Genomic DNA, 24,161 nt, shown 5'->3' with positions numbered 1-24,161 from the left:
TGTTATTGAATGATATCGTTTGATCTTTGCCTAATGATGTTTTTTATAAGATGTTGAATTCAGTTTCAAAGTTCTTTATTTGAGAAATAATTTCATCCCAACTTACGGGCTCACCATAAAACATTTCTTTCATCAGTCTATAGTCATTTTCAAAAGCTTTTAACATTTCACTTGAAGGAATAAGATTTAGAGAGCCTTTTCTAGCATCATCATAATTTGCCCATCCAGCCCGAAAGTAAATTTTTTTATGTTCAACAACATTTTCAAGCAAACTTAAATCTCGCGCCGCTATTTGTTTTATATTAGATTTAATAAGTTTATAAAAATCAAAAAAATGCCTGGACTGTCTTAATGGCAATGGTTTATTTTCAGGCCAATTTGCATACATATGTAATATGGTAGCTTTTTCCCAAAATGTCCTTTCGGCTGATAATGTTTTAATTTCTATGCTTGAAGTTAAATTTGCATCTGTAATATCTTCCTTAATGAAAGGTGAAATATTGCATATATTAAATGGGTTGCCCGCACCTCTTGCACCTAATTCTATCTTTACAGCCGGGCGAATATATGAGTCAGTTGTGGGCTTAGATAATGTTGGGTAATAAAATAATAGTGTTTGCCTATCAACATCTGAAGGATCAATTTCAATATACCAATTAACATCTACGGATTTAAGTTCCTTAGAAAATTGAGAAACAATCTCATTTTTTAATTTGTTTTGCACGAACTCAGAGCATTCAACAGCTAGTTCCTTAATGAGTGCTTGTTGTTTCTTTTTGGAAGACACTTGTTCAGGATCTCGTTCTTCGATAAACCCTAAATATTTTTTATCAATTGAAATATCAATATCTTCTGAAAAACGTTCAATTAATTGATACGCTTTTGAGAGAGAGGTTCCGCCTTTAAATATGAGATTTTCGCCAATATCGGATAATAAAAATAATTGTTTTAAACTCCAACAAACCCAAAAGTCTTTTTCAATAATATATTCTGGCAACCCCTTTTTATCAGCGGTAAATTCATAATATGCTTGCTTCTCACTTTCAGGTAAATTTGCAAAATTATTCAATTTATTCTCCAATCACTTCAGACTTTATCAGTTTGGCAATCCATGCTGGAGCCAAATGTATTTCTCGGTTTATGCGTTTTAGTTGCTCTTCAGATAAACGACTTCTAATCTGATTTAGATACTTTGTATCAATATGCTCTTTTCCAATATATTTCATTGCCTGAATAACTAAACCCGTAATTGTTCCAGCTGTTTCCATATTTTTGGGGGTTGTTCTTTTGAAAATAAGTTTCTTATTTCCAATTTGAATTTTTTTTGAAGGCCCATTAGTTAAGAGCACTATATTGGTAGGTACCTGTTCACTCAAGCCTAGCAGATTAGCTGCATAAGCGCCTGTAGGTTGGCATTTTATATGATAAGCATTTTGTATGGCGTCGATAATAGCCTCCATTTTCGGTGGTAGCTTACCTAGAGAATCATGATACTTAGGTAAGTAATAAACACCATGTGCTAGTCGGTCAATAAAACCAACTTTATTTAAGCGTGATAATGTTTGTCTCACGACATCATTATTGGCAATATCAGAAAAATCAGCAGGGGTAAAACACCACCCGTCACCTTTGTCATGAATGCGCTTTTTTATCTTTTCCGCAAGAAAATTTGGCATATCCCCTCCACTCATGTCACAATTATATACCATTATTTGTGACAAATAAATTGATTTAATGTGACGATCGCGCTAGAGAATAACAAGTTTTAAGCTCTTTATCTCTCAATTTATCAATACTTTTATCATTGGACATACAATGGCCCATGCATCCCACCAATGAAAAATGGGAGAGGGACTGCTCCAAACCAGTAATGGCGTGGGTGCCCCACTTGTCCCTGATGTCCCTGCAATTTTTTTCACATGTTCATATTTATTGTGTTCAATAAATATGAACAACATAAAAAAATGAACACCATGATTTTATTTACCTGTGTTAAAACTTTTACAATATAATGAAAATCGATATATTAAATAAGTTTTAACACAAATCTGTTATATCTCGTTCTGTGATGGCTGGATTGCTAATATTGTGGCGGATGGTTGAATGCCCATACATTTTAAGAAATAATCTGTAATTTGTTGCATGGGTTTTCTTAAACGCTCCACATCAGTCACGATCCTGCTGTAATATCCCCATTCATTTTATGGTTCATTAAGCGTTTTAAGGCATAAGCTGAAATATCAATTCCTTCAGCAATGGTAATAAAGGTGCGTCTTAGATCGTGTACAGTAAAATGAATACCAGATGATTTAATAACATGTGCCATTTGCTTTCGAGGTTCGATGATATAACCTCCAGCACCATTGCCCGGGAAAACGTAATCATTGATTTTGTTATGACTGCGTGCCAAGAGCAGATCGAACAAGTAGTTGGAAAGCGGGAGGGTATGTGGTTCATGGTTTTTAGTATCGAGAACCGTCAGTGTTTTAGTTTTAAATCGACTTGAGCCCAGCGTAAAGTGGCTGCTTCCTGACGACGTAAGCCAGTAAATAAAATTAATAATAGGTAATCCCTGACAATCTCATTATCAAGTTGTTGTATACCAACATACCAAGGTGCTAGTTCATGTGCCTTAATAACACTTTGGCGTCTCTCAACTCGATACCAGGCTCGAGTCTGGGATAAACGTTTCACAGGATTTTCGGTAATTAACGATCGGCCTTTGCTATCTTCATATTGACCGGCAGCAAAATTAAAAAGTGCTCGCAGTAGGCGCATGGCTAAATTGGCATAGGCTTCTCCACGTTCTTGGCCTAACTTTTGATGGTGTTTTGCGACCTTGTCTTTTGTAATGGCAAGGAACGGCTTATTATCCCAATTGGCAAAAGCAGTTCCTAAGACTTTTTTATAGTTATAGAGCGTATTGTGTTTTAGTGATTTACGCACTTTTACGTAATCAATAAATACATCATTTAATGATAGTTCCCGCATTTTTTCAGCGCGCTTTTCGGCAACTGGATCCAAACCTGTTGCAATTTGCCCGAGTAATTTTTGCGCTTCTTTTCTCGCCATTTCAACCGTGAGATCTGGGTAGCGACCTAGTGTAATGCGAGAAAGTTTATTCTTTATCAGTTTTTCAACAAAAAAGGCTTTTGTTCCACCAGAAGTGATCCTAACGCCAAACCCCTTCATGGAATCATCATAATATCACTTTTGTGCCGTTCTTCCGGGAGTGGTTGAAACAGGTTTGGGTAATTTATCAAGGGCTGATTTTGTGATTCTAATATTGACTTCCAATTTATGCTTTTCTAAAACGTGTCGAACATGTGTCGAAGAATTAATTAAAACATAATAAAAGAGCTTATACCAAAAAAATGGCAAAAGCCCTCGTAAACAAAGGGATGTTAGAAGAATTTAAAATCTGGTAAAAGACCTTAAAAGCCGTAATTTTATAACTGTTAATCATTAGGTCACAGGTTCGAGTCCTGTCCGGGGAGCCACACTCCATAAGGCTTTTATGGCCAAATAAACTGGGTCTTTTTCGATTTCCATTTATCTTGAAAAATAATCTAGTCACCAACTTTAGATGTTAGAGCTATTTTCTGCTTTATATCCTTAATGGGAACTGCTATTTACACCCTCGCTCAATAGTTTACTTTTAAGCCCATCAGCTTCGAGTTATATGCCACATAATTTCGGCCATGATTTCTCCTATATGTGTACAGTATATGCTAATAATCTTGTTTTTATTTAAACTATACAGTTTTCCTTCATATCATGTTTGAACTGAATCATTATCATGCTGAATATTTTCATATTCACTCGAGTCAAGTGCCTCTGCACGGCGATCTGGCGTGTACTTCGCTCCCTATATTTTAGTGATGTACTGTTTGATCAGTTCAAGAATTTCACTGAATTGAGGGTGATTGCCAAAATATATTTCAGATTTTTGATCGTAAAGTTTGGAAAAGGTTTCCAGCTCGCCAGCTTCTGATAATAAGAAAGCAGGATTTCTGCATAGATTTAATTCATCATCTCGACCAAATTTTTCAGCCTTGTATGATTTGTAATCCTTCGTACTGATAAAGTTAAGTATCCTTTCATTTTGTAGTAACATATAGACATCATAATAGTGTCGAATAAAATTAACCGGTGAGTTGATCTTCTCAGATTTATGTCTACGATACTTTGTGGAGATGGTTTGTAGCTTTTCTACAAAAGTATATTCCGGGCAATAACATTTTACTTTTAATGCCCTGTTGTCAAAGACTTTAATGCCGGACATTATTACCTTGTCATAAGCCCAGGAGCTAATATCTTTTTCTTCATATGGCGTTGTTCTATCAAATCCCATTTCAAATAAAATACCTTCCTTTAAGGCTTTAAGAGGCTCAAAATGAGAGAGGTAGTGACCCCTGATTCCGGCACTTCTCATTTTTTTATCATCAAATTCGTGATCACGGCTAAAAGATAGGTCTTGTATTGCCAAATTGTCAGATACATCATCGAAAAATGTGCTTCTTGCTTCTATGTGACTTGTCCTGTCATGGTTCTTGCCAATCTTCAGGTTGAGTTCTGGTTCGGGGTGTACTTGAACATCAATATCCTCAGAAAATCGATTGATGAGATTAAAACCTTTAGATAATGACGTTCCTCCTTTTAACTCAAACTCGTGCTGTTATTGCAATCCCCACAAGGCATGCATAACCCAATAATCCTTCTCAACAATACTGGGGCTTATGCCTCTCTCTTCGGAAATAACCATGAATAAATCTTTTGCATCAGGTAATTCGTGTAAAAACATATTAGTTTCCGAGGAGGGTATGTAAATATTTTCTGGTGGCAACTTTGCCATACTTGGCAGATAGTTTTATCAACTGGACTTTATCAAACTGATCGAGGTTTTTAGCAATTTTTAATTGCAATTGGCTTACATCTTCCGTTAAATACTTAGCATTATTTAATAAGTCCACCAATAAAAATTCTTTAGTCAGCTTAGTTGGGAAACCATTATTTGGGCGTTTAAAAGAGAAAACTCGATTTCCAAGCCTTTTATCCCCATGGCGTTCACTGTTATAAACAACTACTTGGTTATAAAGCTGTGTTAGGCCTAAGCCCAATTTATTGTAATCATTCCATGAATACATAAGAAAGGGTTTATTTAGAAAACCTTTAACAAGTGCCTCATCAGTCGGTGGTAGTAATCCAAAACGGGAATGCTTTGGTTTGTAATATAAACCGGTTGCTGGCTTTTTGAGCTTGTTTGCTTTTACTAAGGCATTGAGGTCCCTATCCAAATTGCTTGAAAAAGGCAACAAGTCCTCTCTCCGGTAAACGAGGCCGACTTTCATATGGGAGTATAGGTTGTCGCGTTTTAATGTATTCATGGTTATATTATTGCAATCACTGACTTTATTGCAAAAAATTTTATTAAAATTTCATGTAAAGAAAGCTCTCATATCCAGCTATGTTTGTAAAATATATTATTTAATATAAATCAGGCGCACCAAATTCATGGATTACTCTTTACTGATCAGAATAATAAAATCAGTCAATTAGAGTTGTGGGCTGGCTCCTTGCAATTAGGGATGCTTCTTCCGATTGAATCAATCTCTTTGTATTCTAATTCACTGTTAAATATATATAAAAAAAACTTAATTGTACGTACCTTCTGGTAGCGACTTTCAAACGTGGGTAAAACCCATATAAGTAAATACATTGGGGTTAGAAAATAGAAAAATAAAATATGCATTTTATTTATTGATTCCCAAATGGCATTACCAAGTATAATAGTAGCAATAACCAGGATAACCCCTGCTATTGGGTTCTTATAATAAGATGCACTACTGTTAGCTTCTAAAAGCAAAAAGGCTTCGCATTCTGCTAAGGATTTATTTAGAAAATTTTTTTCATAGACTCTATCTTGCTGTAAAATTTTTTTAATTGAATATAACCTTAAGCTGCGATAATGGTGGTTTAATAATTTGTGATTTTTAAGTGGAATTAATGATGCATAATCTCTGTCCATTGTATGGAAAACAGTATAGATCTGGAAAAACATTGCTAGTCCTAATAATAGGAAAATCGCTTCATTAACTGTTAAAGATAAATAACCCAATAAGATTATGAAAATCCAACTTATAAGAAACATAGCCTTTCGAAAGTTGTTCTTACAAACAGTTTCTTTAAGAAAATGCCAATAATTAAATTTATCTAATAAATCATATAAATAGCATAAATTTTCCATTTGTCCCTAGGCCTCACTTTCTGGTTTATATGGGTATTATAACAATTTAGCTACTCATCGGCTTTGTCTACACAAACTTATAATTACAATATCTCTTGCAGTAACGTATAATCAACACCTGGAAGAAAAATATCCTTTATCGGTGTTGCGCTGGGATTTATGGCGTAGATTGAGGGATCAAGGTTTGCTTCGCGAAGGATTTCTTCATCAATACAATAATTTCCGGTAAATTCCGAGGCCTTTTTAAGTGACATTATGTAAGCAGCTTCTGCGTAAACTTCAGGACGGTTACTACCCTGGACAACCGTATTAGCAAAATTTTCCATCAATGTGTTTGTGGCAATGGGTCGTTCTTGCCATAAAGAATTGACTGCAATACCCAAGGGCTTGAGTTCTTCGGACATTCCCAGAGTGGAAAAACTCATCCCATATTTAGAAATTGAAAATAATAAATGGTGCTCACAAGCTTCCTTGGCCGCCTCCATGTTAATGGGGGGTGAAATATTTATAATATGTGGATTGGATGATTCTTTTAAATAAGGAACACAAGCCTTTGAAAAGAAGAATGTAGCAAATACATTTTTCATCACACTATGAAACATTTCAGCAGTGGTATCCTGCATCTTCTTGAAATTAAAAATACTGAAGTTATTGATAAGAACATCTAAGGAACCAAATTCAGCAATAATGGTCTTAACAGCATCAATTATTTGCTGCTCATCGTCAAAATCAACCGCAATTAACCTTGTACTATCCGAAAGCTCAACTTGGGGTGTGATCAAATCAGATTTTTCAGCAATCATCACAACATTTGCACCATTCGCCGCATATTTTTTGGAAATAGCCAGACCGCCTCCACGGTTACCTGCTGTAACTACAACTGTCTTATTTTGAAATGTTTGCATGGTGCTCATCATAATCGGTTTGCTTCAATTGTATTCGGTACAGAGCATCTCACACAATTATTTGAAATAAAATCCCTTGATAGTTCGAATAACACTGCCCAAAACTTATCTATAAGCGGTTTACCCTCAAGTGCGGGTATAATTGATTTTACCCGCACTTGAGGGTAACTTAGAAGCGAATGACATTACCCCAACTCGTTTAATTAAGACGCAATAACTCTTCAGGAATTTTACTAAATCCTGGCGATTGTTCATCAGAATAAAGGAATACAATACATGAATAGACCGGTCGTCATTGTTGATCCATTATCATCGGGAATAGATTTAGCGCCGGCATTTAGATCCAGGGGCATACCTTCTGTTGCGGTTACCTTTAAATCGCTCGAGGAGATAGGTTTTGGCCTGGAAGTTCAAACCTCCGATTTCATTTCCATTATTCCTGATCAGCCGAATCTTGTAGGAATCCTTAGAGACTATAATCCCCTTGCTATTATTCCAGGCGACGAACGAGGTGTAGCTCTAGCGGAACAATTGACCCAGGCATTAACGCCCCATCTTTCAAATGATCCTAGAAGATCGCTGCATAGGATACATAAGGCCTACATGCAAACTGCTCTGGAGGAAGCTGGGGTGCCGCACCTCAAGACAATCAACACTGCGTCAGAAAAAGAAGTGGAATTATGGATCAGGGAAAATGGACTGCAACATTCCCCATTAATAGTTAAGCCGCCCCTGTCTGCTGGCAGCGACAAGGTGTTTCATATTAACGTAAACCAGGATTGGAAAGAGGCTTTTAAAAAAGTGTTGCAGGAGCCCTCTAAAACGACGGGTAAAAAGAGTGAAACGGTTGTTGTGCAAGAACAGGCAATGGGTACAGAGTTTGCGGTCGGTACTGTGAGCGCCAATGGAAAGCATTATTTGGCACATTTGATACAGTACAATAAAACATCGTTTCATGGACGTAAAACAGTTTTCGATTATGTAGAATTTCTACCTTACTGCGATCAAAGGCATAAGGAGTTATTTGCCTATACTCAACAGGTCCTGGACGCTTTAGGAGTTCGTTGGGGTGCTGCACACACTGAAATTATGCTAACGGCAAATGGACCACGGCTTATTGAATCAGGCGCAAGAATATGTGGCGGGCCGACTGTTCGATTCGCTCGCGAAGCGACCGGTAGCAGTCAGGCTGATAAATTAGTTGAAGCCTATGTCAATGGCGATGTTCTGACCAAAGAGTATCAGTTCAAAAAATCGGTAATCCCTGTTTTTCTGAAGTCACCCGCTGAGGGAATAATATCCAATGTTGAAGCGATTGCTGGGGTTTCTGAATTACCCACTCTGTTGGATAAATACATTTGGTTTAAGAACGGGGATCGCGTACCTCATACTGTTGATTACTTAAGCAGCATTGGAATTGTGGCCTTGTCCGGCGAGCGTGATTTGATTTTCTCAGACTATAAAAAAATTCGGAGTATGGAAGCGAAATTAGTGGTTTTATCCTGAGATATCTTGAGACAGTAATTCCATTACTATTGATTCTGGTTTACCAATTATCAGACCTGCGTTATTATTGGCCAAAACTAGCTGTGCTGGAGAAGTCCGTGCCTAAAAAAGAAATTAATGTAACTGGGATTTTAATTGATGCAGAGGATGAAAAGTTTAAATTTTATCAAGTAGACGAGGACTGGACTTATAACGACTCTGGTCATTCCAGCGCCCCAACTTCTGGTTCGTGTTCTGCTGAGGGTTTAGAAAACATTCTTGCCCTTCTCGCTCTAAATGAAAGTTCTAACGCCCAATTTGTGATTATGTATGATGTATCCTGCCCAAAGAAAGAAGAGCTGATCAAGAAACTTCTCTCCGAAATCAAGAAAAAAGATTCACCCGTCACGCTGGTTTCTATCGGCCATGAGGAGTCTCCGCTCAGCAAAGCGATTACTGAACAGCTTGCAAAGAGCCGGGAGATTGCAAAGGTTTCAAGCCCTGATCGATTACTCAAGGCTGTGGTAGATAAAGAAGTCCTTGAGATTAAGAAAGGCATATTGTTTTCAGTAAACCTGGAAAAAAAGCGAGAAGCGTTTACTGAGCAGTTGCAGATTATTTCACAAAAAGCACAAAAATTGCGAAAGGATAAGCATATAACTGCGGCTGATGCGGCTGATGCGCTTCATCGAAGTCTCACTGATCTCTCAGAAACCTATTTTTCCCATCCAAGCGAGGAAGCTTATATCACCTTTAGAAGGGAATCGAAGAAGGCTATTCAAAAGGGTCATGAGGAGTTGGACAAGCATAGAGGCTGGAAGCGGGTGTTGGGCAATTTCGGGCTTGCCATTTTAGGGTTTGGCCTTCTGTATGGGATTGCAGTCGCCATTAATGGAGGCCTGTTTTTCAATAAAACGGACTCCGCTGAAAAATTAGATAGTCTTGAAATACTGATTGATAATAATGCTTATCAGATGGGGTAAGCTTAAAGGAACACTCGATGTCTATTGATAAAATAGTTTGCGTGGGAAAAAATTATCTTGAGCATGCCAAAGAACTTGGCGAAGCGCTGCCAGAAAAGCCTGTGCTGTTTTTAAAACCGGCCAGCGTCTTGAAACAGGCTAGTGCCTGGGGTGAGCAAATCGTTGCTGATTTTCCAGCGGAGGACACTGCCGTGCAACCTGAATGCGAGATTGTGCTTCGCCTTGCTTGCGATGCTTATCGCATGAACCGCGAGGATGCAGTGAATGCTATCTCAGATCTTAGCCTCGGCCTTGATATGACATTAAGGGCGCGCCAATCCGCGCTAAAGAAACAAGGGCATCCCTGGACTACTGCGAAGGTGTTTAAGGATGCTGCGATTCTTGGCCCCTGGATTCCTTACTGCCAATTTCCAGACTATATGGAGACGGAATTTCAATTGTCACTCGACGGCAATCTTCGTCAAGCTGCAAAAGGAAGCGATATGATGATGCAGCCTGAGGATTTGCTGGTTTATATCAGCCATTTCTTTCCTTTAAAAGCAGGCGATATTATTTTCACCGGTACTCCAGCCGGGGTGACTTCAATATCGCGGAACACCCGAGGCGAATTAAGCTGGGGAAAGTATTCCTATCAGGTGAACTGGATCTAGGAGGTCTGGCTCAGTGATAGCTTAATAATCTGAATAATTTTTTTACTCACCAGGGTTCTATGTTTTTCCGGGCGGTATATCAGGCAAATCTCATCTTTAAATAAAGGGGCATCTTTTAATTTTTGAAGTTGCTTGTATTGTGAAGCTACCCGGGTTGGCAGGAATCCGTAGCCGAGTCCCAGGGAAGTTAACTTGGCTACGATCTCAAGGTTTGCCGAGTTTAGCACACCGTCAAAACGGTTTTTCTGGCCAAGTTTTTTTAGGATGTATTGAGATTGGGCAAGATTCTGATCATAGATTAGTTTATTTGCTGCGCCCTCAACATGGAAAATAGTGACTTCATCGCTACTAAGCCGACTAATGACCAGATCAGGATGCTTGATCGGGTTTACTACAATTCCAAAATCAGCTTCCCAGCTAATCACTTTTTCGGTCATTTCCCTTGAAAGACCGTGAATAAAATTAAAATTCAGTTTTGGAAAATCAGCCAGCAATTTAGGCATAAAATGTTCAAAGGTATAAAGGGCTACTGAGGGGTGGGCTGCAATGGTATAGCTGCCCTGCACCAGGCCGAGCTCGGCCTTGGCCAAATTTTGAACCTGCTCCCATTCATACAAGAGACGGCGGGAGTGCTGTATAAACTCTTCCCCCAGCTTGGTTAACTGAATTCCATTTTTAAGTCTGATAATCAGCTGTCCACCCAGTTCATTCTCTAGTCTTTTCACGGCATAGCTTAATGCTGGCTGAGAAATACCAATAATCTCGGAAGCACGTGTTATGTTGAGTGTTTCACTAACGGTTATGAAATACTTTATATCATCCATTATCAGTGACATAAATAATCCTTATCACAACGATTGGAACCAGTTATTTTATTTATGTGTTGAAAGTCTGTATTTTTTTGTAATCAGGAGATTAAAATGAAAAATACAGCCCGCAGTTCCATCATAACCCAAAACCCTCCCATTAAAAATTTTGAGTTACCCAGGTTATCTGCAACCCTTATCGCCAGAAAAATTCTGGCAGACATCATGAAATTTCGCCGTGTCCCTGAGTCCGGCAAATCATGTCTGGATATTGATTGCCAAAAGTGTTCGCCTATTTATTTACCCCGCATTATTGCCGCTATCAAAGCCAATAAACCGGTTCGTTTTGTGTTACCGGCATTTCCTGGCAAATCGCCAAACCCTGAAAAAGTGCTGGGGCCCCTGCCTGATCAGGCCGAACGGCTTTCTTTGGCTTTTCTTGGCAATCTTTGCCAGCGGATAAAAACTTATTATTCGCCGGGTATTAAAATAATCCTCTGTTCCGATGGAAGAGTATTTAGTGATGTGGTAGGAATGAGGGAAACCAATGTAACAGCTTATCAGCATGGGCTGGAACGGCTCATTAATGAGATGTCTCTTCGTGATATATCTACTTTCAATCTGGATCATTTCTATCAAGCGCTCAATTTTAGCGAAATGCGCGGCAAGCTAATGGAACGTTATGGCAATTCCCTGGATTTTCTGAAGAAAAAGATCCAAAGCGGTGCCCATTCTGTCGTTAACGCCGATGATCAAGAAGCCAATCGTATGTATCGCGGGATAACACGGTTCTTGTTTGAAGATTCAATATATGCCGGACAAACAAAAAGCCGTACGGCTATTCAGAAAGAATCGCGCCTCAAAGCCTATGAGGTGATTCGAAGGAGTAATGCATGGAGTGAATTAATTGCAGAGTATTTCCCTGATGCTGTACGGTTGTCGATTCACCCTCAAAGCTGCGGGGCGGCTAAGTTGGGGATTCGCCTGATCGGCAATGAAAGCTGGATGACGCCATGGCATGGGGTCGCTCTTGAAACAAAAGATGGATATGTATTGCTCAGGCGCTCAAAAGCTGAGGCTTTAGGTGCAAAACTAATTTATTCATTGGATGGCCATCCCAGCCATTATCAGTTGTTGACCGCGTCAAGGAGGGTTCATGAATTGTAAAATGACGAGGCTTAAACCCTTTGGGATTTTACTTGAACCGATACATAAGAATTTCCGTGTGGAAGATCTGGATGTCTCGCATCTGCGCGAGTTATTTCAGGGGGAACAACTCGTTTTGCTCAGAGGTTTTTCAGCGTTCAAAAGCGCTGCGGATTTTGCCGGCTATTGTGAGTCTTGGGGGGAGATTAGTGTCTGGCCCTTTGGGAAAGTGCTCGAGTTGATTGAGCAGGACAATCCAGCAGATCATATCTTTGATCATAGTTATGTACCTATGCATTGGGACGGGATGTATCGACCGCAAGTCCCTGAATATCAGATGTTCCATTGTGTAAAAGCACCCTTGGCGGGACAAGGGGGGCGAACCACTTTTTCCAATACCATCCTGGCCTTGAAAAATACACCGTCTAAAACGAAAAATCTTTGGGAGAAAGTGACCGGCTTATATCAAAGAAAAATGGAATTTTATAACAGTAAAACAATATCGCCAATTATTAGCAAGCACCCCTATAAAGACTATTCTGTGATTCGTTATAATGAACCTCCCTCGGCTGGGAGAGGCCGTTTTGTGAACCCTCCGCAGCTTGAGTTTTCCGGGCTTGAATCAAAAGAGTTGGTAGAATTTCATCGGAGTATGAGGAAAGCCCTTTATGCGCCAGATCATTTTTATGCGCATGCATGGCAAACAGGGGATGTGGTTATTGCGGATAATTTTTCCTTGCTGCATGGACGGGAAGCATTTATTTCCCAATCCCCGCGGCATCTTCAGCGGGTGCATGTTTTAAGTAACCCCCCCTTTACTAATCCCGGCCTGGAGTTTCATCAATGAGTGTACAAACTGTTGACGTCCTGATCGTGGGCGCAGGACCAGTGGGACTTCTGTGCGCCTATTTGGGACAGCTTTGCGGAATGAGAATAGCGATCGTTGATAAATCAGACGGGCCTTTGCAAGTAGGACGGGCGGATGCGTTGAATGCCCGCAGTTTGCAGCTTCTTGAGTTAATCGGTTTATTTGACAAACTGTATCCTTTGGGAAAGCCATGCAATACCAGTTCGGTATGGGCAGATGGCGAATTTATTTCGCGCCAGTCAAGCTGGTGGGATGAGCTTGAAGGCTGTCTGCATAAGCATTTTCTTATGCTTGGACAGGCCTATCTGGAAAAGTTGCTGGATACCAGGCTTCTCAATACAGCAGCGGCAGTAAAACGTACAACCACTGTTGAAAGCATTGAGATCAATGAGCAGGGTTGTCTTACGAAACTCTCCAATGGCCAGCGAATTCAGGCCGCTTATCTCATTGGCGCGGATGGTTCGCGATCGTTTGTGCGTGAGCATTTTAATATCCCTTTTGAAATTATACGGCCTCAGTTGGTATGGGCAGTTATTGACGGTATTATCGACAGCGATTTTCCCAAGGTGCCTGAAATAATTGTCTTTCAGGCGGAAACCTCGGATGTTGCCTGGATTCCCAGAGAAGGAAATCTCGATCGCTTTTATGTGAGAATGGATACCAGGGATTTCAGCCTGGAAGAGGCGATTGACAAGATTAACCTGGCACTAAAGCCGCATGCATTAAGTTTTAAAGAGATCGTCTGGTTTTCTCAATTTTCTGTCAAAGAATCAGTGGCGGGAAGCTTTTTCATCCATGATCGCATCTTTCTTGCCGGCGACGCCTGCCACATTCATTCCGTTAATGGCGGGCAGGGACTCAATACAGGTCTTGGGGATGCCTTCAATCTCATGTGGAAATTAAACATGGTGGTTAATTTAAATTTCCCTGCCGCGCTTTTACAAAGCTATGAGGATGAGCGCAAGCCGGTTGCAGAAAGCGTCATTGAGACCTCAGGTGAACTGGTTCGTTCAACCAAATATTCTGTAAATGGTAACCATGCCCGGGATTACGTAACAATTGTCGAAAAAAGAGCAGGAAATATTACTGGAATGGGGATCCGTTATGGAGAAGCAGGTATTAACGGCTCACGTTTATTTGATTTTGAAGTGTTCAAAGGTTGCCATCGTACACGGCTCTACTCCCTTCTGGATTATACGAAATATAGCTTACTAATCTTCGGAGAGTCTGAAGTACCGCTTAATTTGCCTGAGTATGTAAAAATGATTCAAATTCATTCGGCGCCGAATCAACTGGCTTATTGGACAAATAGTCAAATCTATTCAAACCAGATCATTCTGGTAAGACCCGATTCTTATATTGAATCCTGTGAGTCACTCACAACGTTTTATCTGAATCCCTTGGGTCTGAGGAACCCCCTCATTTTTATATAGGCAGCGTATGACTTAACAATGGCTCAAACAGATCTATTATCGAATCATTTCCGCGTAGGCGGAAATCTATTTCTCAAGATAATTCCTAACTTTGTTTGCAAGATGGATTTCCGCCTACGCCGAAACGACACTATTTATAGTCATTTTGACCTAATAAGGTACGTATTTTTTGAATGAAAAAATGAGGGGATTACTCAGCCCCCGGTGCCGGCCTATAGGTATACACAAATGCACTCGAATCCCCGCGGCTTTGACCGCGGGGCCCATGCCTGTTGAAGTAGCATGGTCCTCAGACAAGTTTCAATGTTGTCAAAAAATAGGGTTTAACAGGTAGTGATAAACAAGTGTGCTTAACATTCAATTGGCTTCGTGTGGGCCCCGCGGTCAAAGCCGCGGGGATTCGATAGCTTTTAATTCTCATGCGCTTGTGTAGATAAACGACACTGTTTAAAGTCATTTTGACCTGATAAGGTACGTATTTTTTGAATGAAAAAATGAGGGGATTCCTCAGGCCTCAGGCCGAACGGTCCTAACGCAGTTAGGTATTTTTATTAAATACACTATCAGAAATTCATAGAAATTTTCTATACTTAGCAAATAACCATTACAAAATCTTGGAGAAGAGGATGAGTAAACAGATGTTGTTCGGAGTACTTCTGGCAACTATCCCCATGCTGACCGGATGCTGGACGGTTCAGTCCGGTCAGAAATCAGGCATTATTGTTAAGGTAGCCAAAGAAGGACGTTATTGGGGGACATGGGAAGGGGAGTTAATTCGGGGCGGGCTGGATAATGCCAGTGGCGCGACAGGCCGGGAATTTAACTTTACCCTGGGGCAATTCAAATCCGATCTGGTGGATGAAGCGATTGCAGCCATGGAAAATAACCGGCACGTAATGGTTAAATACCATTGTGATCAATTTGTTTTACCCTGGAGCGGCGAAACCAAATGCTTTGCTGATGATATAAAGGTTCTGGAATCAGTGAAAACGCCCGTAAAAGCACAATAGAGATGATGCGCCGGCTTGAAGAGATCATCGCTGAAGCGATTGCAGTGCGATCAATGCTGCCGGCTATAATTACAATTAGGCTGAGTCTTTGTGAATAGTCGCTGGGATTAGAACATGAAATCAAAAATCGCTCTGTTTTTCCTGCTTCTGCTGGGGCTTTTGCAAATAGCAGCTGTAAGCCAGAACAACCCGGCTTTAGGACCACTGCTTCAACAACAGGATGGCGCCGTAATGGCCAACTTATTGGTTCTCAACGAGAATCAGAGCTTATTAGCTCAATCAGCCTATAAGAAATCCACCAATACGATGATCCAGAAATTTGCCCTGCAATTGGATCAGCAGGCCAGGCATAACTTAAAAGCAATTTATCATTTGGGCACAACAACGGGGATTTCAACCATTGACGCAGCAACCGCTTTAAAGCTGCGTAATGTCGGTAAAGCGCAAGTAAAAAAGCTCTCTGAGATGGATGGGGTAGAAGTGGACAGGATGTATATCCAATTGGTCATTACTAATTCAAGAAGCGCGCTGAGACTTATTGCGCATGATTTTCAACCGCTTGCTTCGCATCCGGCTTTAAAAAATTATCTTGAAAGCTCTAAAGCGCTTTATTCCGAGAATATAAAACAGGCTGGGTTAATCGAGAAGGCATTGGAGACGCAATAACCTGTTTCAGTTTCGCTGCGGGATTTTAATATCCTCTATTTCGCCTTCCGGAGTTGGATCAATCTGGTTTTGCGGTAGAAACATCTCGCGAAAGCCATGTAAATTCTTTTCCATTTTTGTAGCAAAAAAACTGTCAGAGCGCTTGGATAAAAAAGGGCGGATTAGCCATTGATCGATAAACCGAAGGAAGGCATTCTGCTTTTTGAGAGAAAGTGCTTCGAGGTTTTTATCGCTTAACTGCTCAGTCATTTGTCTGGGTATGGAACTGACTAATTGATTAGTCTCCTGAACATATCTTAGTAAATCGGCCTTGGTTTCTTCCATAGTGTCCACAGTCAGATGTTCAGAAGAGCGCACTATTAATTGATTAAGTGCTTGCAGCTTAATTTCAAAAGGAAGAAAAATTTCCTGTGATATAGCTCGCAATGTTGTAATACGGGGATCATCCTTGTCTTGGCCGACCCGTTGCTCCTTGCCTTCGAGCTTATATATAATTTCTTTCACCTGTTGGGCGAGCGTCATATTTTTATACAACTGCCTCTTTAACTGTGCAGACAGCATCTCTACGGTATGTTGGATAGATAATTGCCTTTGCCTTTGCCGTTCCTGCTCCGCTTCCCTGGCTGCTGCGGCTTCTTTCTCTCGTTGTATAATGATTCGTTCATGCTCCTGTGCTTTATCTGCTAATTCAGTAATGGAATCCAATGCCGGTTTGATTTTACTGAGTGCTTGTAGGAGAGATGGATAATCAATTTGTTCATTGGCCCCATTTTGAAATGCTGTCGATAATCGTGTATAGGCATCCAGATAATCACGGCAATGCACATCGATGTAATTACGCAACTCTCCTGTATCACCTGTGGCGATCAGGCCTTTAATATCTGAATTGGCCGTTTTAAAGGGAGGCAGCCTTTTCAGAAAATCACTATGTTTGATTAGCAGTGAAATCATCTCTTCCCGGTTATAGCGTTTTCCCCTGTATTCCAGGAAATCACTGCCGGAATTAAATTCTGGGTAATTATTTATAAAATTCTGCCGGGCCGCAGCTGTCTCAGCCTCCATTCTGTTGATAAATTTATTGATTTCAGACAGAGGATCCCCCCATCGATACAGGTTAGTGATATCCGAAAGGCTGGTTACCAGATGTTCAGGGGGCAGGTTGAGGTAGTCAAGGCTTAATATTAAATTAAAGCTGCGCAACAGACTTTTTCGTTCCTTGAGTATACCCAACTGGACGAGCAAAGCTTGTTTTGCAGCGCTCTGGTGAAGTGGTTTTGAAAAGGGAGCAGGCGTTGTTTCTCAGTTTCAATAGCCTGTGCTACGTTACTAAGTGCTTGATCAAATTTCTCGAGCTGTTGCTGCAACACTGTTAATTGAGTGTCCCGTTGGATTAATAGTCCAGGTACTAATTCACTTCGATTATGCCATTGCAATTCATCTGAGCTGGTTAGCTGAACATCTAAAGTGATTATCTCTTCGCTGTTTTCAAAATTAGCCAATAAGTGCTTAATCTCCTGAATAAATTGGGATCGGATTGGATATAATTGGATAATATTGAGCGTTTGTCTCAGTTGCCGTTGTTTAGTATTGGCTAGCCCTTGTGCCTTGCTGATAGCGGCATCCTTGTTTTCCAAAATCAACTTGTCATCAATCAGCTTAATCCCTTGACGAATCTCAAAACTTTTCTGCTGTAATTGCCAATGGATATTCGCAAGCCTGATATGATCGTCATTTCCCGCCTTTTCCGAGGTTTGTATCCGTTCCTGTGCTTTCAGAAATTGGGTCATTGCCTGTTCGAACTGTAGTATGGCATTGTCTGTTTCCTGGATAGTTCGTTTCAAGTCGCTGGAAGCTGTTGATTCGCCAACGCGATTTCGCAATTGTTCAATATGGGTTTTCACCTGGGCATATAACTCATGGGCAGTTCTTATAATTACAGTAGCGGGTATTTTTTCCAGTGATTTTAAATGATTAAAGGGAGGCTGGATGTCGGAAATGGCCTGTTGCAACAGCCTATTTTGAATGGGAAATAAGAGGAGCGCAATTTGCTGTCGCTGTTGGGTGCTCACCGTATTATTCCTGACAGAAATAATAGTTTGCTCCAGGAAGGAAATTTTTTCTTCGAAAGAGGCGACACCCTCCTTATCAAGCGTCTCAGGCCTGGTTTGAAATTGATCCAGTAAAGCTGATTTGTCACTTAACAGCTGTTGCTGTTGTTTTTCAATCAGGCTGATAAACTCCGCCTGATCTTCTCCGGTTAGTTGGTTTGACTCAAGCCGTTCCATTTGCAACTGGAGGCGCTTGTTATTTTTTGCTGAGTTGGAAAGAATGGTATTAAATTCGTTTAGGGAGCTGCTTGCTTCATAAAGCCTGGGTGCTATGTTGAATGCTTCGCTGCTAATCACTGCCAGTTGGTCGCTTAACGCTTGCCGTTCATTCATTAATTGTTGAAGCCTGGCTTGTTCTTCAGCAGACAATTGCGCTGCCGGTGCAATAACTACCTGGCGGATTTTTTTGTCTGGCGTATCTTTTTTCCTGGGCATAATTTGCGGAGTGGTTGGTTTACGCCCTATAAGTATAATATATTATCTGTATGGTTAAAATATGTATTCAAGTGGGTGTTAATTGTATTTTTTTGTTCCTGTTGATATAATTTGCTCGCATTTTTGCCATTTCTTGACTGGGAGTTAAGTGTGAAATTTAAACTGTCCATCCTCATTTTATTCAGCGCGTTGCTGGGCTCACCCATTTTTGCAGATGAAATTTCATTGCGCGATAAAATTGGGCAAATGTTGATTGTGGGCTTCGAAGGCAAAACTGTAGATAGCAATTCACCTATTGTAAAAGCCATTGAGCGCTACAATCTGGGGGGGGTGATCCTTTTTGATTACAACTATAAAACCCAGGCATTTGATAAAAATATCGAAAGCCCGGCTCAAGTTAAAAAACTAAATTCTGATTTACAAGCGTTTACCAAGACAGCCAACCAAAAACAGAAGCGTCCGCAGCTACCCCTGATTATTTCAGTCGATTATGAAGGGGGCTATGTCGATCGTTTAAAAGAGACCTACGGTTTCCCCCAAACCTTTCCAGCTGCTGATATCGGGCAAATGAATGAAATCCAGGCTAACCAGGCGGCAGAAACAATGGCAGACATCTTGCAAAAAGCGGGTTTCAATCTTGATTTTGCGCCTATTCTGGATGTGAATGTTAATCCACAAAACCCAATAATTGGCCAACTGAACCGCAGCTTCTCAGCGGACCCTGCCCAGGTCAGTTACTATGCCAATATTATGGGCGACAATTTTTTAACGAAAGGTGTCCAATGTGCCTACAAGCATTTTCCCGGGCATGGAAGTTCAACGGCAGATTCTCACCTGGGATTTGTCGATGTGACACAGACCTGGCAGGCCTATGAGTTATCGCCTTATCGTGATTTGCTTAACAGAGGCTCCGCCTGTGGAATGATTATGACGGCTCATATTGTTAACAGGCAGTTGGATGAAAGCGGTTTGCCTGCGACATTATCCTATAAAATATTAACCGGTATTTTGCGCAAGCAACTGCAGTTTAATGGCGTAATTATTACCGATGACATGCAAATGAAAGCTGTCAGCGAACACTATCGCCTGGAGGACTCTCTACCCCTGGCGATTAATGCTGGTGTGGATATGTTTATTTTTGGTAACCAGATTACAAATAGGGCACAGGATCCTAAGCAGGTTATTGATATCATTGAATCTAAAGTAAAATCTGGGGAAATTAAGGAATCGCGCATTGACGAGGCCTATGCACATATAGTCAAATTCAAGCAAAGCCTCATCCAAAAGGATAAATAGATTGACCGTTTCGACCCTCCCTGCCGAAAATCGTGTACGGCTGTTATCCCTGGATGTGTTTCGCGGAATAACAGTCGCGCTGATGATCATCGTTAATTGCCCCGGCAACGCAGAAAGTTATGCATTTCTTAACCATTCTCCTTGGAATGGTTGCAGCCTGGCTGATCTGGTTTTTCCATTTTTCCTGTTTATGGTGGGGGTATCAACAGTATTTGCCCTCTCTGCCAGTAAAGGAAGATTAACATCAGCTCAGCTGCTGTATAGGGTGTTTAAACGCAGTATTATCCTGTTTTTATGCGGCTTGTTTTTAAATGTTTTCCCGAATCATTTTGCCTGGGAGACTTTGAGAATTTCAGGGGTATTACAGCGGATTGCCGTTTGCTATCTGGTTGCCGCCCTTTTAGAGATTTCAACCAGCGTCCGTTTGCAGATTTTTATAGGCAGCGTTATCTTAATCGCTTACTGGCTTTTCATGTGTTATTTTCCAGTTCCAGGATTCGGGGCTGGTAATCTCAGCCCGCAAGCCAATCTTGCCGCCTATGTCGACAGGCTGCTGATTCCCGCGGCCCATTTATACCAGCCGCTTTATGATCCTGAAGGCGTTTTGTCGACCCTGCCGGCAATCGGCACCACCTTGCTTGGCTGTATAACGGCCCACATTTTGCTAGCTGCCAAAGAGGAAAGCAGGCTGAAGTCCCTTTTTTTCCTTGCCCTGATACTCAGCCTTATCGGTTGGGGCTGGGGATTTATATTTCCCATTAACAAAAGTCTCTGGTCCAGCTCATTTGTCTTATGGACAGGAGGCCTGGCTATTTTTGCCTTCAGTTTATGTTACTGGTTGATCGATATACTGAAAAAACAGAACTGGTGTCGAGCGTTTAAATTTTTTGGCGCGAATGCGCTTGCCCTGTATATGTTTCACATCATTGGGCTTAAGCTGCAGGTTTTAATTCACTTTGAAAGAGAAGGCCAAAGCCTAAATGCCAAAAATTACCTGACCCAGTCCATGTTTGGCAGCTTTTCTCCACCGCTTGGATCCCTCTTATATGCCGTCAGTTATATGCTATTCTGCGGACTTTGCCTCGCTGTTTATCAGGAGACAAGAGGTAAAATTCACCAGAAAATTTCACTCCCGGCATAATCTCTTGTTAAGCCGCTGTTCTGAATCTCTTCAATGGGATATAATTGTGGACAATTATATTCCAGTGAGTGATTCATGATTGCCATTCTTGAAGCGTACCGTGCCGGGTTATTAAACCGGAAGTTCTGGTTGTCCAATATTATTTCAGGCTCTATTGTCGGTGTAGTTGCCCTCCCATTGGCGATGGCCTTTGCCATTGCTTCCGGCGCCAAACCGGAGCAGGGAATTTATACTGCTATCGTTGCCGGCTTTCTCGTTTCAGTATTTGGCGGCAGCCGTTTGCAAATTGCCGGGCCAACCGGCGCTTTCATTGTCATTCTTTCCGGTATCACTGCAAAATATGGTATTGACGGGCTGCAAATAGCCACGATCATGGCCGGCGTTATGCTTTTCTTTCTCGGGCTTGCCCGTCTGGGGGTTATCATCAAATTTATCCCAGATCCGGTGATTGTCGGCTTTACCGCCGGGATCGCAGTCATCATCTGGGTGGGGCAATGGAAGGACTTCTTTGGTTTGCCGGCTATTTCGGGCGAACATTTTCATCAAAAGCTATGGCAGCTAATCCAGGCTCTGCCACAGTTGCATTTGACCACCACAGTGCTTGCCGTATTTTCATTAGTAGTCCTTATTGTGGCACCGCGGATATCTTTCCTGAAACGGGTTCCCGCACCATTAATTGCTTTAGTGATTGCGACCACTTTGCAGGCTATCTTCCAGTTTGACGGCGTTAATACGATTGGCAAAGCATTTGGCGGTATTCCCCAGGGGCTGCCTTCATTGAATTTTCCGCCAATCACCAGTGCCAGAATTATAGAATTGATCGGCCCGGCATTTACGATTGCCATGCTGGGTGCGATAGAGTCCCTGCTTTCTGCGGTCGTAGCTGACGGAATGGCGGGAACCAAACATAATTCCAACCAGGAGTTGATGGGACAGGGAATAGCCAACGTGGTTGCGCCTTTTCTCGGAGGGTTCGCTGCAACTGGCGCTATCGCCCGAACCGCCACCAATATTCGCAATGGTGGAAATAGCCCTTTATCCGGGATAGTTCATGCCTTAATGCTGGTATTAATAATTCTGGTGCTGGCGCCTTTGGCAGTGAATGTGCCTCTGGCAGTTCTTGCTGCTATCCTGTTTGTAGTTTCCTGGAATATGAGTGAGGCACGTCATTTTATTAAGATGCTAAAGCAGGCGCCTCGTGCTGATATTGTTATTTTGTTAGTTACTTTCGCATTGACAGTATTTGCCGATCTGGTGATTGCGGTAAATATCGGCGTGATATTGGCGGTGCTGCATTTTGTTCGCCGAATGGCTGCAAGCGTCGAAGTCCGCGAAGCGGATGAAAAAGATATACAGCAGGAGTTACAGGAAAATGGCATTGATAAATTGCCGGCGGGAATTCAGGTTTACACTGTCGAAGGTCCCTTCTTTTTTGCGGCTGTGGAAAACTTTGAGCACGCCCTGGCGGCCACCCATACGGATCCGAAGGTGCTCATTATTCATCTGCGCTGGGTGCCATTCATTGACATTACCGGTCTGCAGACCTTGAAAGAAGCAATTCATAATCTTCACCGACGTGGGGTTAAGGTAATTCTGTCCGGTGCCAATAACAGGGTAAAACCCAAGCTGGAAAAGGCTGGTGTTGAACATTTAATTGGAGCTGCAAATATACTGCCAGATATTGCTAAGGCAATTGCTGCGGTGAAATAAGGCCGGTTAACCGTCAGTTGTAGGCTGGGCTTTAGCCCAGCTTGAGATGTTTATAAAGCCCCGGGTATTAATCAGTCATCGTTCTCATCTTGCGGCTGCGGATAAACCGGCGTCCCAGGAATTTTGCGCGTTTCTGCTGCCCATTCGCCCAGGTCGATTAATTTACAGCGATCAGAGCAAAAAGGGCGATAGGTATTGTCCAGGGTCCAGGTATTTGCTTTGCCGCAGGTTGGGCAGGTAATTTTTTGCTGGTTTTGCATAATATTGTACCTTAGTTGTAGGCTGGGCTGTAAAACCCAGCGCTGTGTTCTTCTGGAGGCCTGTGCGGCTGGGCTTTGCAGCCTAGCCTGCGATAGTGGGGGGGCTCTTGTTGCTGCTCTGATTTTTCAAAAGAATACAGTGGCTCATCCTGCAATTCTTGTAAATCCCGGCCAGAGGTCTTCAGTGTTTTATATAACCATTTTGTTCGCTCCTGCCCGTCAGCCACCGCCACTGCCAGAGAGGCGGCAGAAATAGCAACACCAATGGCAAAAACCAGAATGCCCAGCCCGAGAACCGGAAAACTGCCAAATCCGGCAAATAAGCCCATGCTGTATAGCAGGCCTGAAAATCCCGAGCAAAAGCCCGCCACAGAACCAAAAGCACCGGTGAATACAGTAAATGCGACCTCTGTTTTTGAACTGGCACTTAAAACCTTTGCCTGCTGTGAATAAAACACAAGCAGCAGGTACTCATCAAGATTCTTTTTCAGAGCCTTTTTACCTTCATCACCGCGAAGGGTCAATATGCGCAACCATTGCTGCTTATCCTGTTTTAGATAAGCCATGAATTCAAGGATGAAGGTGCAATCCCTCTCCGGCTGGCAGGCTTTTTCTTTCAGCCTTCTTTTGAGAAAACTATAAAAGTCCTGATTAAATTCAGGCTCAGTTTCACACTGTTTTTGATAGGCAAGTTGCGCATGAGCAATCAGCTGGGAGAGTTGATCGGAAAACTCCTGGGAATATTTTATAAATCGCTCCGCCAGCTTATCTTCTTTTTTTTTAAAATGCTGATAAGTCCAATAGAACACAGGGATGGAGACCAAGACAAAAAGTACAGCGCTTACAGCCCCTAAAGCCAGCGCAAAACCTCCTCCCGTTGTCAGGACGAAAATAGAGACGATAAGGCCAAAAAATGGCCAGGCAACTCCTGATGCAGTACCGATACCGGCAAATCCTGATTTCAGTAGAGACATATTCTCTCCTGTTTTAAATTAAAACTGACTGCCAGGCT

General features: G+C 41.7%; 22 protein-coding genes and 2 pseudogenes. 11 read left to right on the top strand and 13 right to left on the bottom strand.

The genetic code is table 11. From position 1 onward, the window contains the following. Positions 1-43: 43 nt before the first annotated feature. From DYH42_RS14610 to DYH42_RS14580, 8 genes and pseudogenes are all read right to left on the bottom strand, one after another. Complete coding sequence (locus DYH42_RS14610; protein WP_058522631.1) at positions 44-1,069, bottom strand: nucleotidyl transferase AbiEii/AbiGii toxin family protein; 1,026 nt, start codon at positions 1,067-1,069, stop codon at positions 44-46. Between the two features lies 1 nt (position 1,070). Next, positions 1,071-1,676 (bottom strand): DUF6088 family protein, encoded by a 606-nt coding sequence (locus DYH42_RS14605; RefSeq protein WP_058522630.1) that lies wholly within the window; start codon positions 1,674-1,676, stop codon positions 1,071-1,073. A gap of 375 nt (positions 1,677-2,051) precedes the next feature. Beyond that, positions 2,052-3,285, bottom strand: a pseudogene (locus DYH42_RS14600) (tyrosine-type recombinase/integrase). A 583-nt stretch (positions 3,286-3,868) separates the two neighbouring features. Then, positions 3,869-4,663, bottom strand: a pseudogene (locus tag DYH42_RS14595) (nucleotidyl transferase AbiEii/AbiGii toxin family protein); the annotation flags it as partial. A gap of 15 nt (positions 4,664-4,678) precedes the next feature. Further along, complete coding sequence (locus DYH42_RS16865; RefSeq protein WP_272946861.1) at positions 4,679-4,804, bottom strand: hypothetical protein; 126 nt, start codon at positions 4,802-4,804, stop codon at positions 4,679-4,681. Between the two features lies 1 nt (position 4,805). After that, positions 4,806-5,387, bottom strand: a complete 582-nt coding sequence (locus DYH42_RS14590) for a hypothetical protein (RefSeq protein ID WP_058522628.1) — start codon at positions 5,385-5,387, stop codon at positions 4,806-4,808. A gap of 164 nt (positions 5,388-5,551) precedes the next feature. Beyond that, positions 5,552-6,247 (bottom strand): hypothetical protein, encoded by a 696-nt coding sequence (locus DYH42_RS14585; RefSeq protein ID WP_058522627.1) that lies wholly within the window; start codon positions 6,245-6,247, stop codon positions 5,552-5,554. A gap of 83 nt (positions 6,248-6,330) precedes the next feature. Continuing rightward, a complete protein-coding gene (locus DYH42_RS14580) occupies positions 6,331-7,164 on the bottom strand; it encodes an SDR family NAD(P)-dependent oxidoreductase (RefSeq protein ID WP_058522626.1) in 834 nt (277 codons plus the stop codon). A 264-nt stretch (positions 7,165-7,428) separates the two neighbouring features. On the opposite strand from DYH42_RS14580, the gene DYH42_RS14575 reads away from it, so the two are divergent. The 3 genes from DYH42_RS14575 (at position 7,429) to DYH42_RS14565 (ending at position 10,270) form a co-directional block, all read left to right on the top strand. Beyond that, positions 7,429-8,658: an ATP-grasp domain-containing protein gene (locus tag DYH42_RS14575; protein ID WP_058522625.1), complete on the top strand. Its 1,230-nt coding sequence runs from the start codon at positions 7,429-7,431 to the stop codon at positions 8,656-8,658. Positions 8,659-8,756: 98 nt separating this feature from the next. Beyond that, complete coding sequence (locus DYH42_RS14570) at positions 8,757-9,620, top strand: hypothetical protein (protein ID WP_058522624.1); 864 nt, start codon at positions 8,757-8,759, stop codon at positions 9,618-9,620. Positions 9,621-9,637: 17 nt separating this feature from the next. Continuing rightward, positions 9,638-10,270 carry a fumarylacetoacetate hydrolase family protein gene (locus DYH42_RS14565; protein ID WP_058522623.1) on the top strand — a complete coding sequence of 211 codons (633 nt, stop codon included), beginning with the start codon at positions 9,638-9,640 and terminating at the stop codon, positions 10,268-10,270. On the opposite strand, the gene DYH42_RS14560 is transcribed toward DYH42_RS14565, so the two are convergent. Continuing rightward, the gene (locus DYH42_RS14560; protein WP_058522622.1) at positions 10,267-11,106 is read right to left on the bottom strand and encodes a LysR family transcriptional regulator; all 840 of its coding nucleotides are present in this window, start codon (positions 11,104-11,106) and stop codon (positions 10,267-10,269) included. The genes DYH42_RS14565 and DYH42_RS14560 overlap by 4 nt on opposite strands. Positions 11,107-11,190: 84 nt before the next feature. On the opposite strand from DYH42_RS14560, the gene DYH42_RS14555 reads away from it, so the two are divergent. The 5 genes from DYH42_RS14555 (at position 11,191) to DYH42_RS14535 (ending at position 16,199) form a co-directional block, all read left to right on the top strand. Beyond that, positions 11,191-12,243, top strand: coding sequence for an L-tyrosine/L-tryptophan isonitrile synthase family protein (locus tag DYH42_RS14555; RefSeq protein ID WP_058522621.1), 1,053 nt, complete (start codon positions 11,191-11,193; stop codon positions 12,241-12,243). After that, positions 12,233-13,069, top strand: a complete 837-nt coding sequence (locus tag DYH42_RS14550; RefSeq protein WP_058522620.1) for a TauD/TfdA dioxygenase family protein — start codon at positions 12,233-12,235, stop codon at positions 13,067-13,069. The genes DYH42_RS14555 and DYH42_RS14550 overlap by 11 nt, the downstream gene beginning before the upstream one ends. Beyond that, positions 13,066-14,523 (top strand): FAD-binding protein, encoded by a 1,458-nt coding sequence (locus DYH42_RS14545; RefSeq protein WP_058522619.1) that lies wholly within the window; start codon positions 13,066-13,068, stop codon positions 14,521-14,523. Before DYH42_RS14550 ends, DYH42_RS14545 begins: the two co-directional genes overlap by 4 nt. A gap of 626 nt (positions 14,524-15,149) precedes the next feature. Beyond that, positions 15,150-15,533: a hypothetical protein gene (locus DYH42_RS14540; protein ID WP_058522618.1), complete on the top strand. Its 384-nt coding sequence runs from the start codon at positions 15,150-15,152 to the stop codon at positions 15,531-15,533. A 114-nt stretch (positions 15,534-15,647) separates the two neighbouring features. Next, positions 15,648-16,199, top strand: coding sequence for a DUF4142 domain-containing protein (locus DYH42_RS14535; protein ID WP_058522617.1), 552 nt, complete (start codon positions 15,648-15,650; stop codon positions 16,197-16,199). A gap of 6 nt (positions 16,200-16,205) precedes the next feature. Here the strand turns inward: DYH42_RS14535 and DYH42_RS14530 are convergent, their stop codons facing one another. Together DYH42_RS14530 and DYH42_RS14525 are read right to left on the bottom strand one after the other, a co-directional pair. Continuing rightward, positions 16,206-17,399, bottom strand: coding sequence for a hypothetical protein (locus tag DYH42_RS14530; RefSeq protein WP_131793012.1), 1,194 nt, complete (start codon positions 17,397-17,399; stop codon positions 16,206-16,208). Further along, positions 17,381-18,742, bottom strand: a complete 1,362-nt coding sequence (locus tag DYH42_RS14525; RefSeq protein WP_058522615.1) for a coiled-coil domain-containing protein — start codon at positions 18,740-18,742, stop codon at positions 17,381-17,383. The genes DYH42_RS14530 and DYH42_RS14525 overlap by 19 nt, the downstream gene beginning before the upstream one ends. Positions 18,743-18,892: 150 nt before the next feature. Between DYH42_RS14525 and DYH42_RS14520 the strand changes: the two genes are divergently transcribed. The 3 genes from DYH42_RS14520 to DYH42_RS14510 all read left to right on the top strand — a co-directional run bounded on the left by DYH42_RS14520 (position 18,893) and on the right by DYH42_RS14510 (position 22,889). Next, positions 18,893-20,038 carry a glycoside hydrolase family 3 protein gene (locus tag DYH42_RS14520; protein WP_083503055.1) on the top strand — a complete coding sequence of 382 codons (1,146 nt, stop codon included), beginning with the start codon at positions 18,893-18,895 and terminating at the stop codon, positions 20,036-20,038. A 1-nt stretch (position 20,039) separates the two neighbouring features. Beyond that, a complete protein-coding gene (locus tag DYH42_RS14515; protein ID WP_058522614.1) occupies positions 20,040-21,179 on the top strand; it encodes an acyltransferase family protein in 1,140 nt (379 codons plus the stop codon). 75 nt (positions 21,180-21,254) lie between these two features. Beyond that, positions 21,255-22,889 (top strand): SulP family inorganic anion transporter, encoded by a 1,635-nt coding sequence (locus tag DYH42_RS14510; RefSeq protein WP_058522613.1) that lies wholly within the window; start codon positions 21,255-21,257, stop codon positions 22,887-22,889. A 71-nt stretch (positions 22,890-22,960) separates the two neighbouring features. Here DYH42_RS14510 and yacG read toward each other — a convergent pair whose 3' ends face one another. Both yacG and DYH42_RS14500 read right to left on the bottom strand, forming a co-directional pair. Next, positions 22,961-23,149, bottom strand: coding sequence for a DNA gyrase inhibitor YacG (gene yacG, locus DYH42_RS14505; RefSeq protein ID WP_058522612.1), 189 nt, complete (start codon positions 23,147-23,149; stop codon positions 22,961-22,963). An 11-nt stretch (positions 23,150-23,160) separates the two neighbouring features. After that, positions 23,161-24,123, bottom strand: coding sequence for a hypothetical protein (locus tag DYH42_RS14500; protein WP_058522611.1), 963 nt, complete (start codon positions 24,121-24,123; stop codon positions 23,161-23,163). Positions 24,124-24,161 lie beyond the last annotated feature (38 nt).

Source organism: Legionella birminghamensis (genome assembly GCF_900452515.1).
Taxonomy (GTDB): domain Bacteria; phylum Pseudomonadota; class Gammaproteobacteria; order Legionellales; family Legionellaceae; genus Legionella_C; species Legionella_C birminghamensis.
This window is presented reverse-complemented; position numbering and strand designations above follow the sequence as displayed.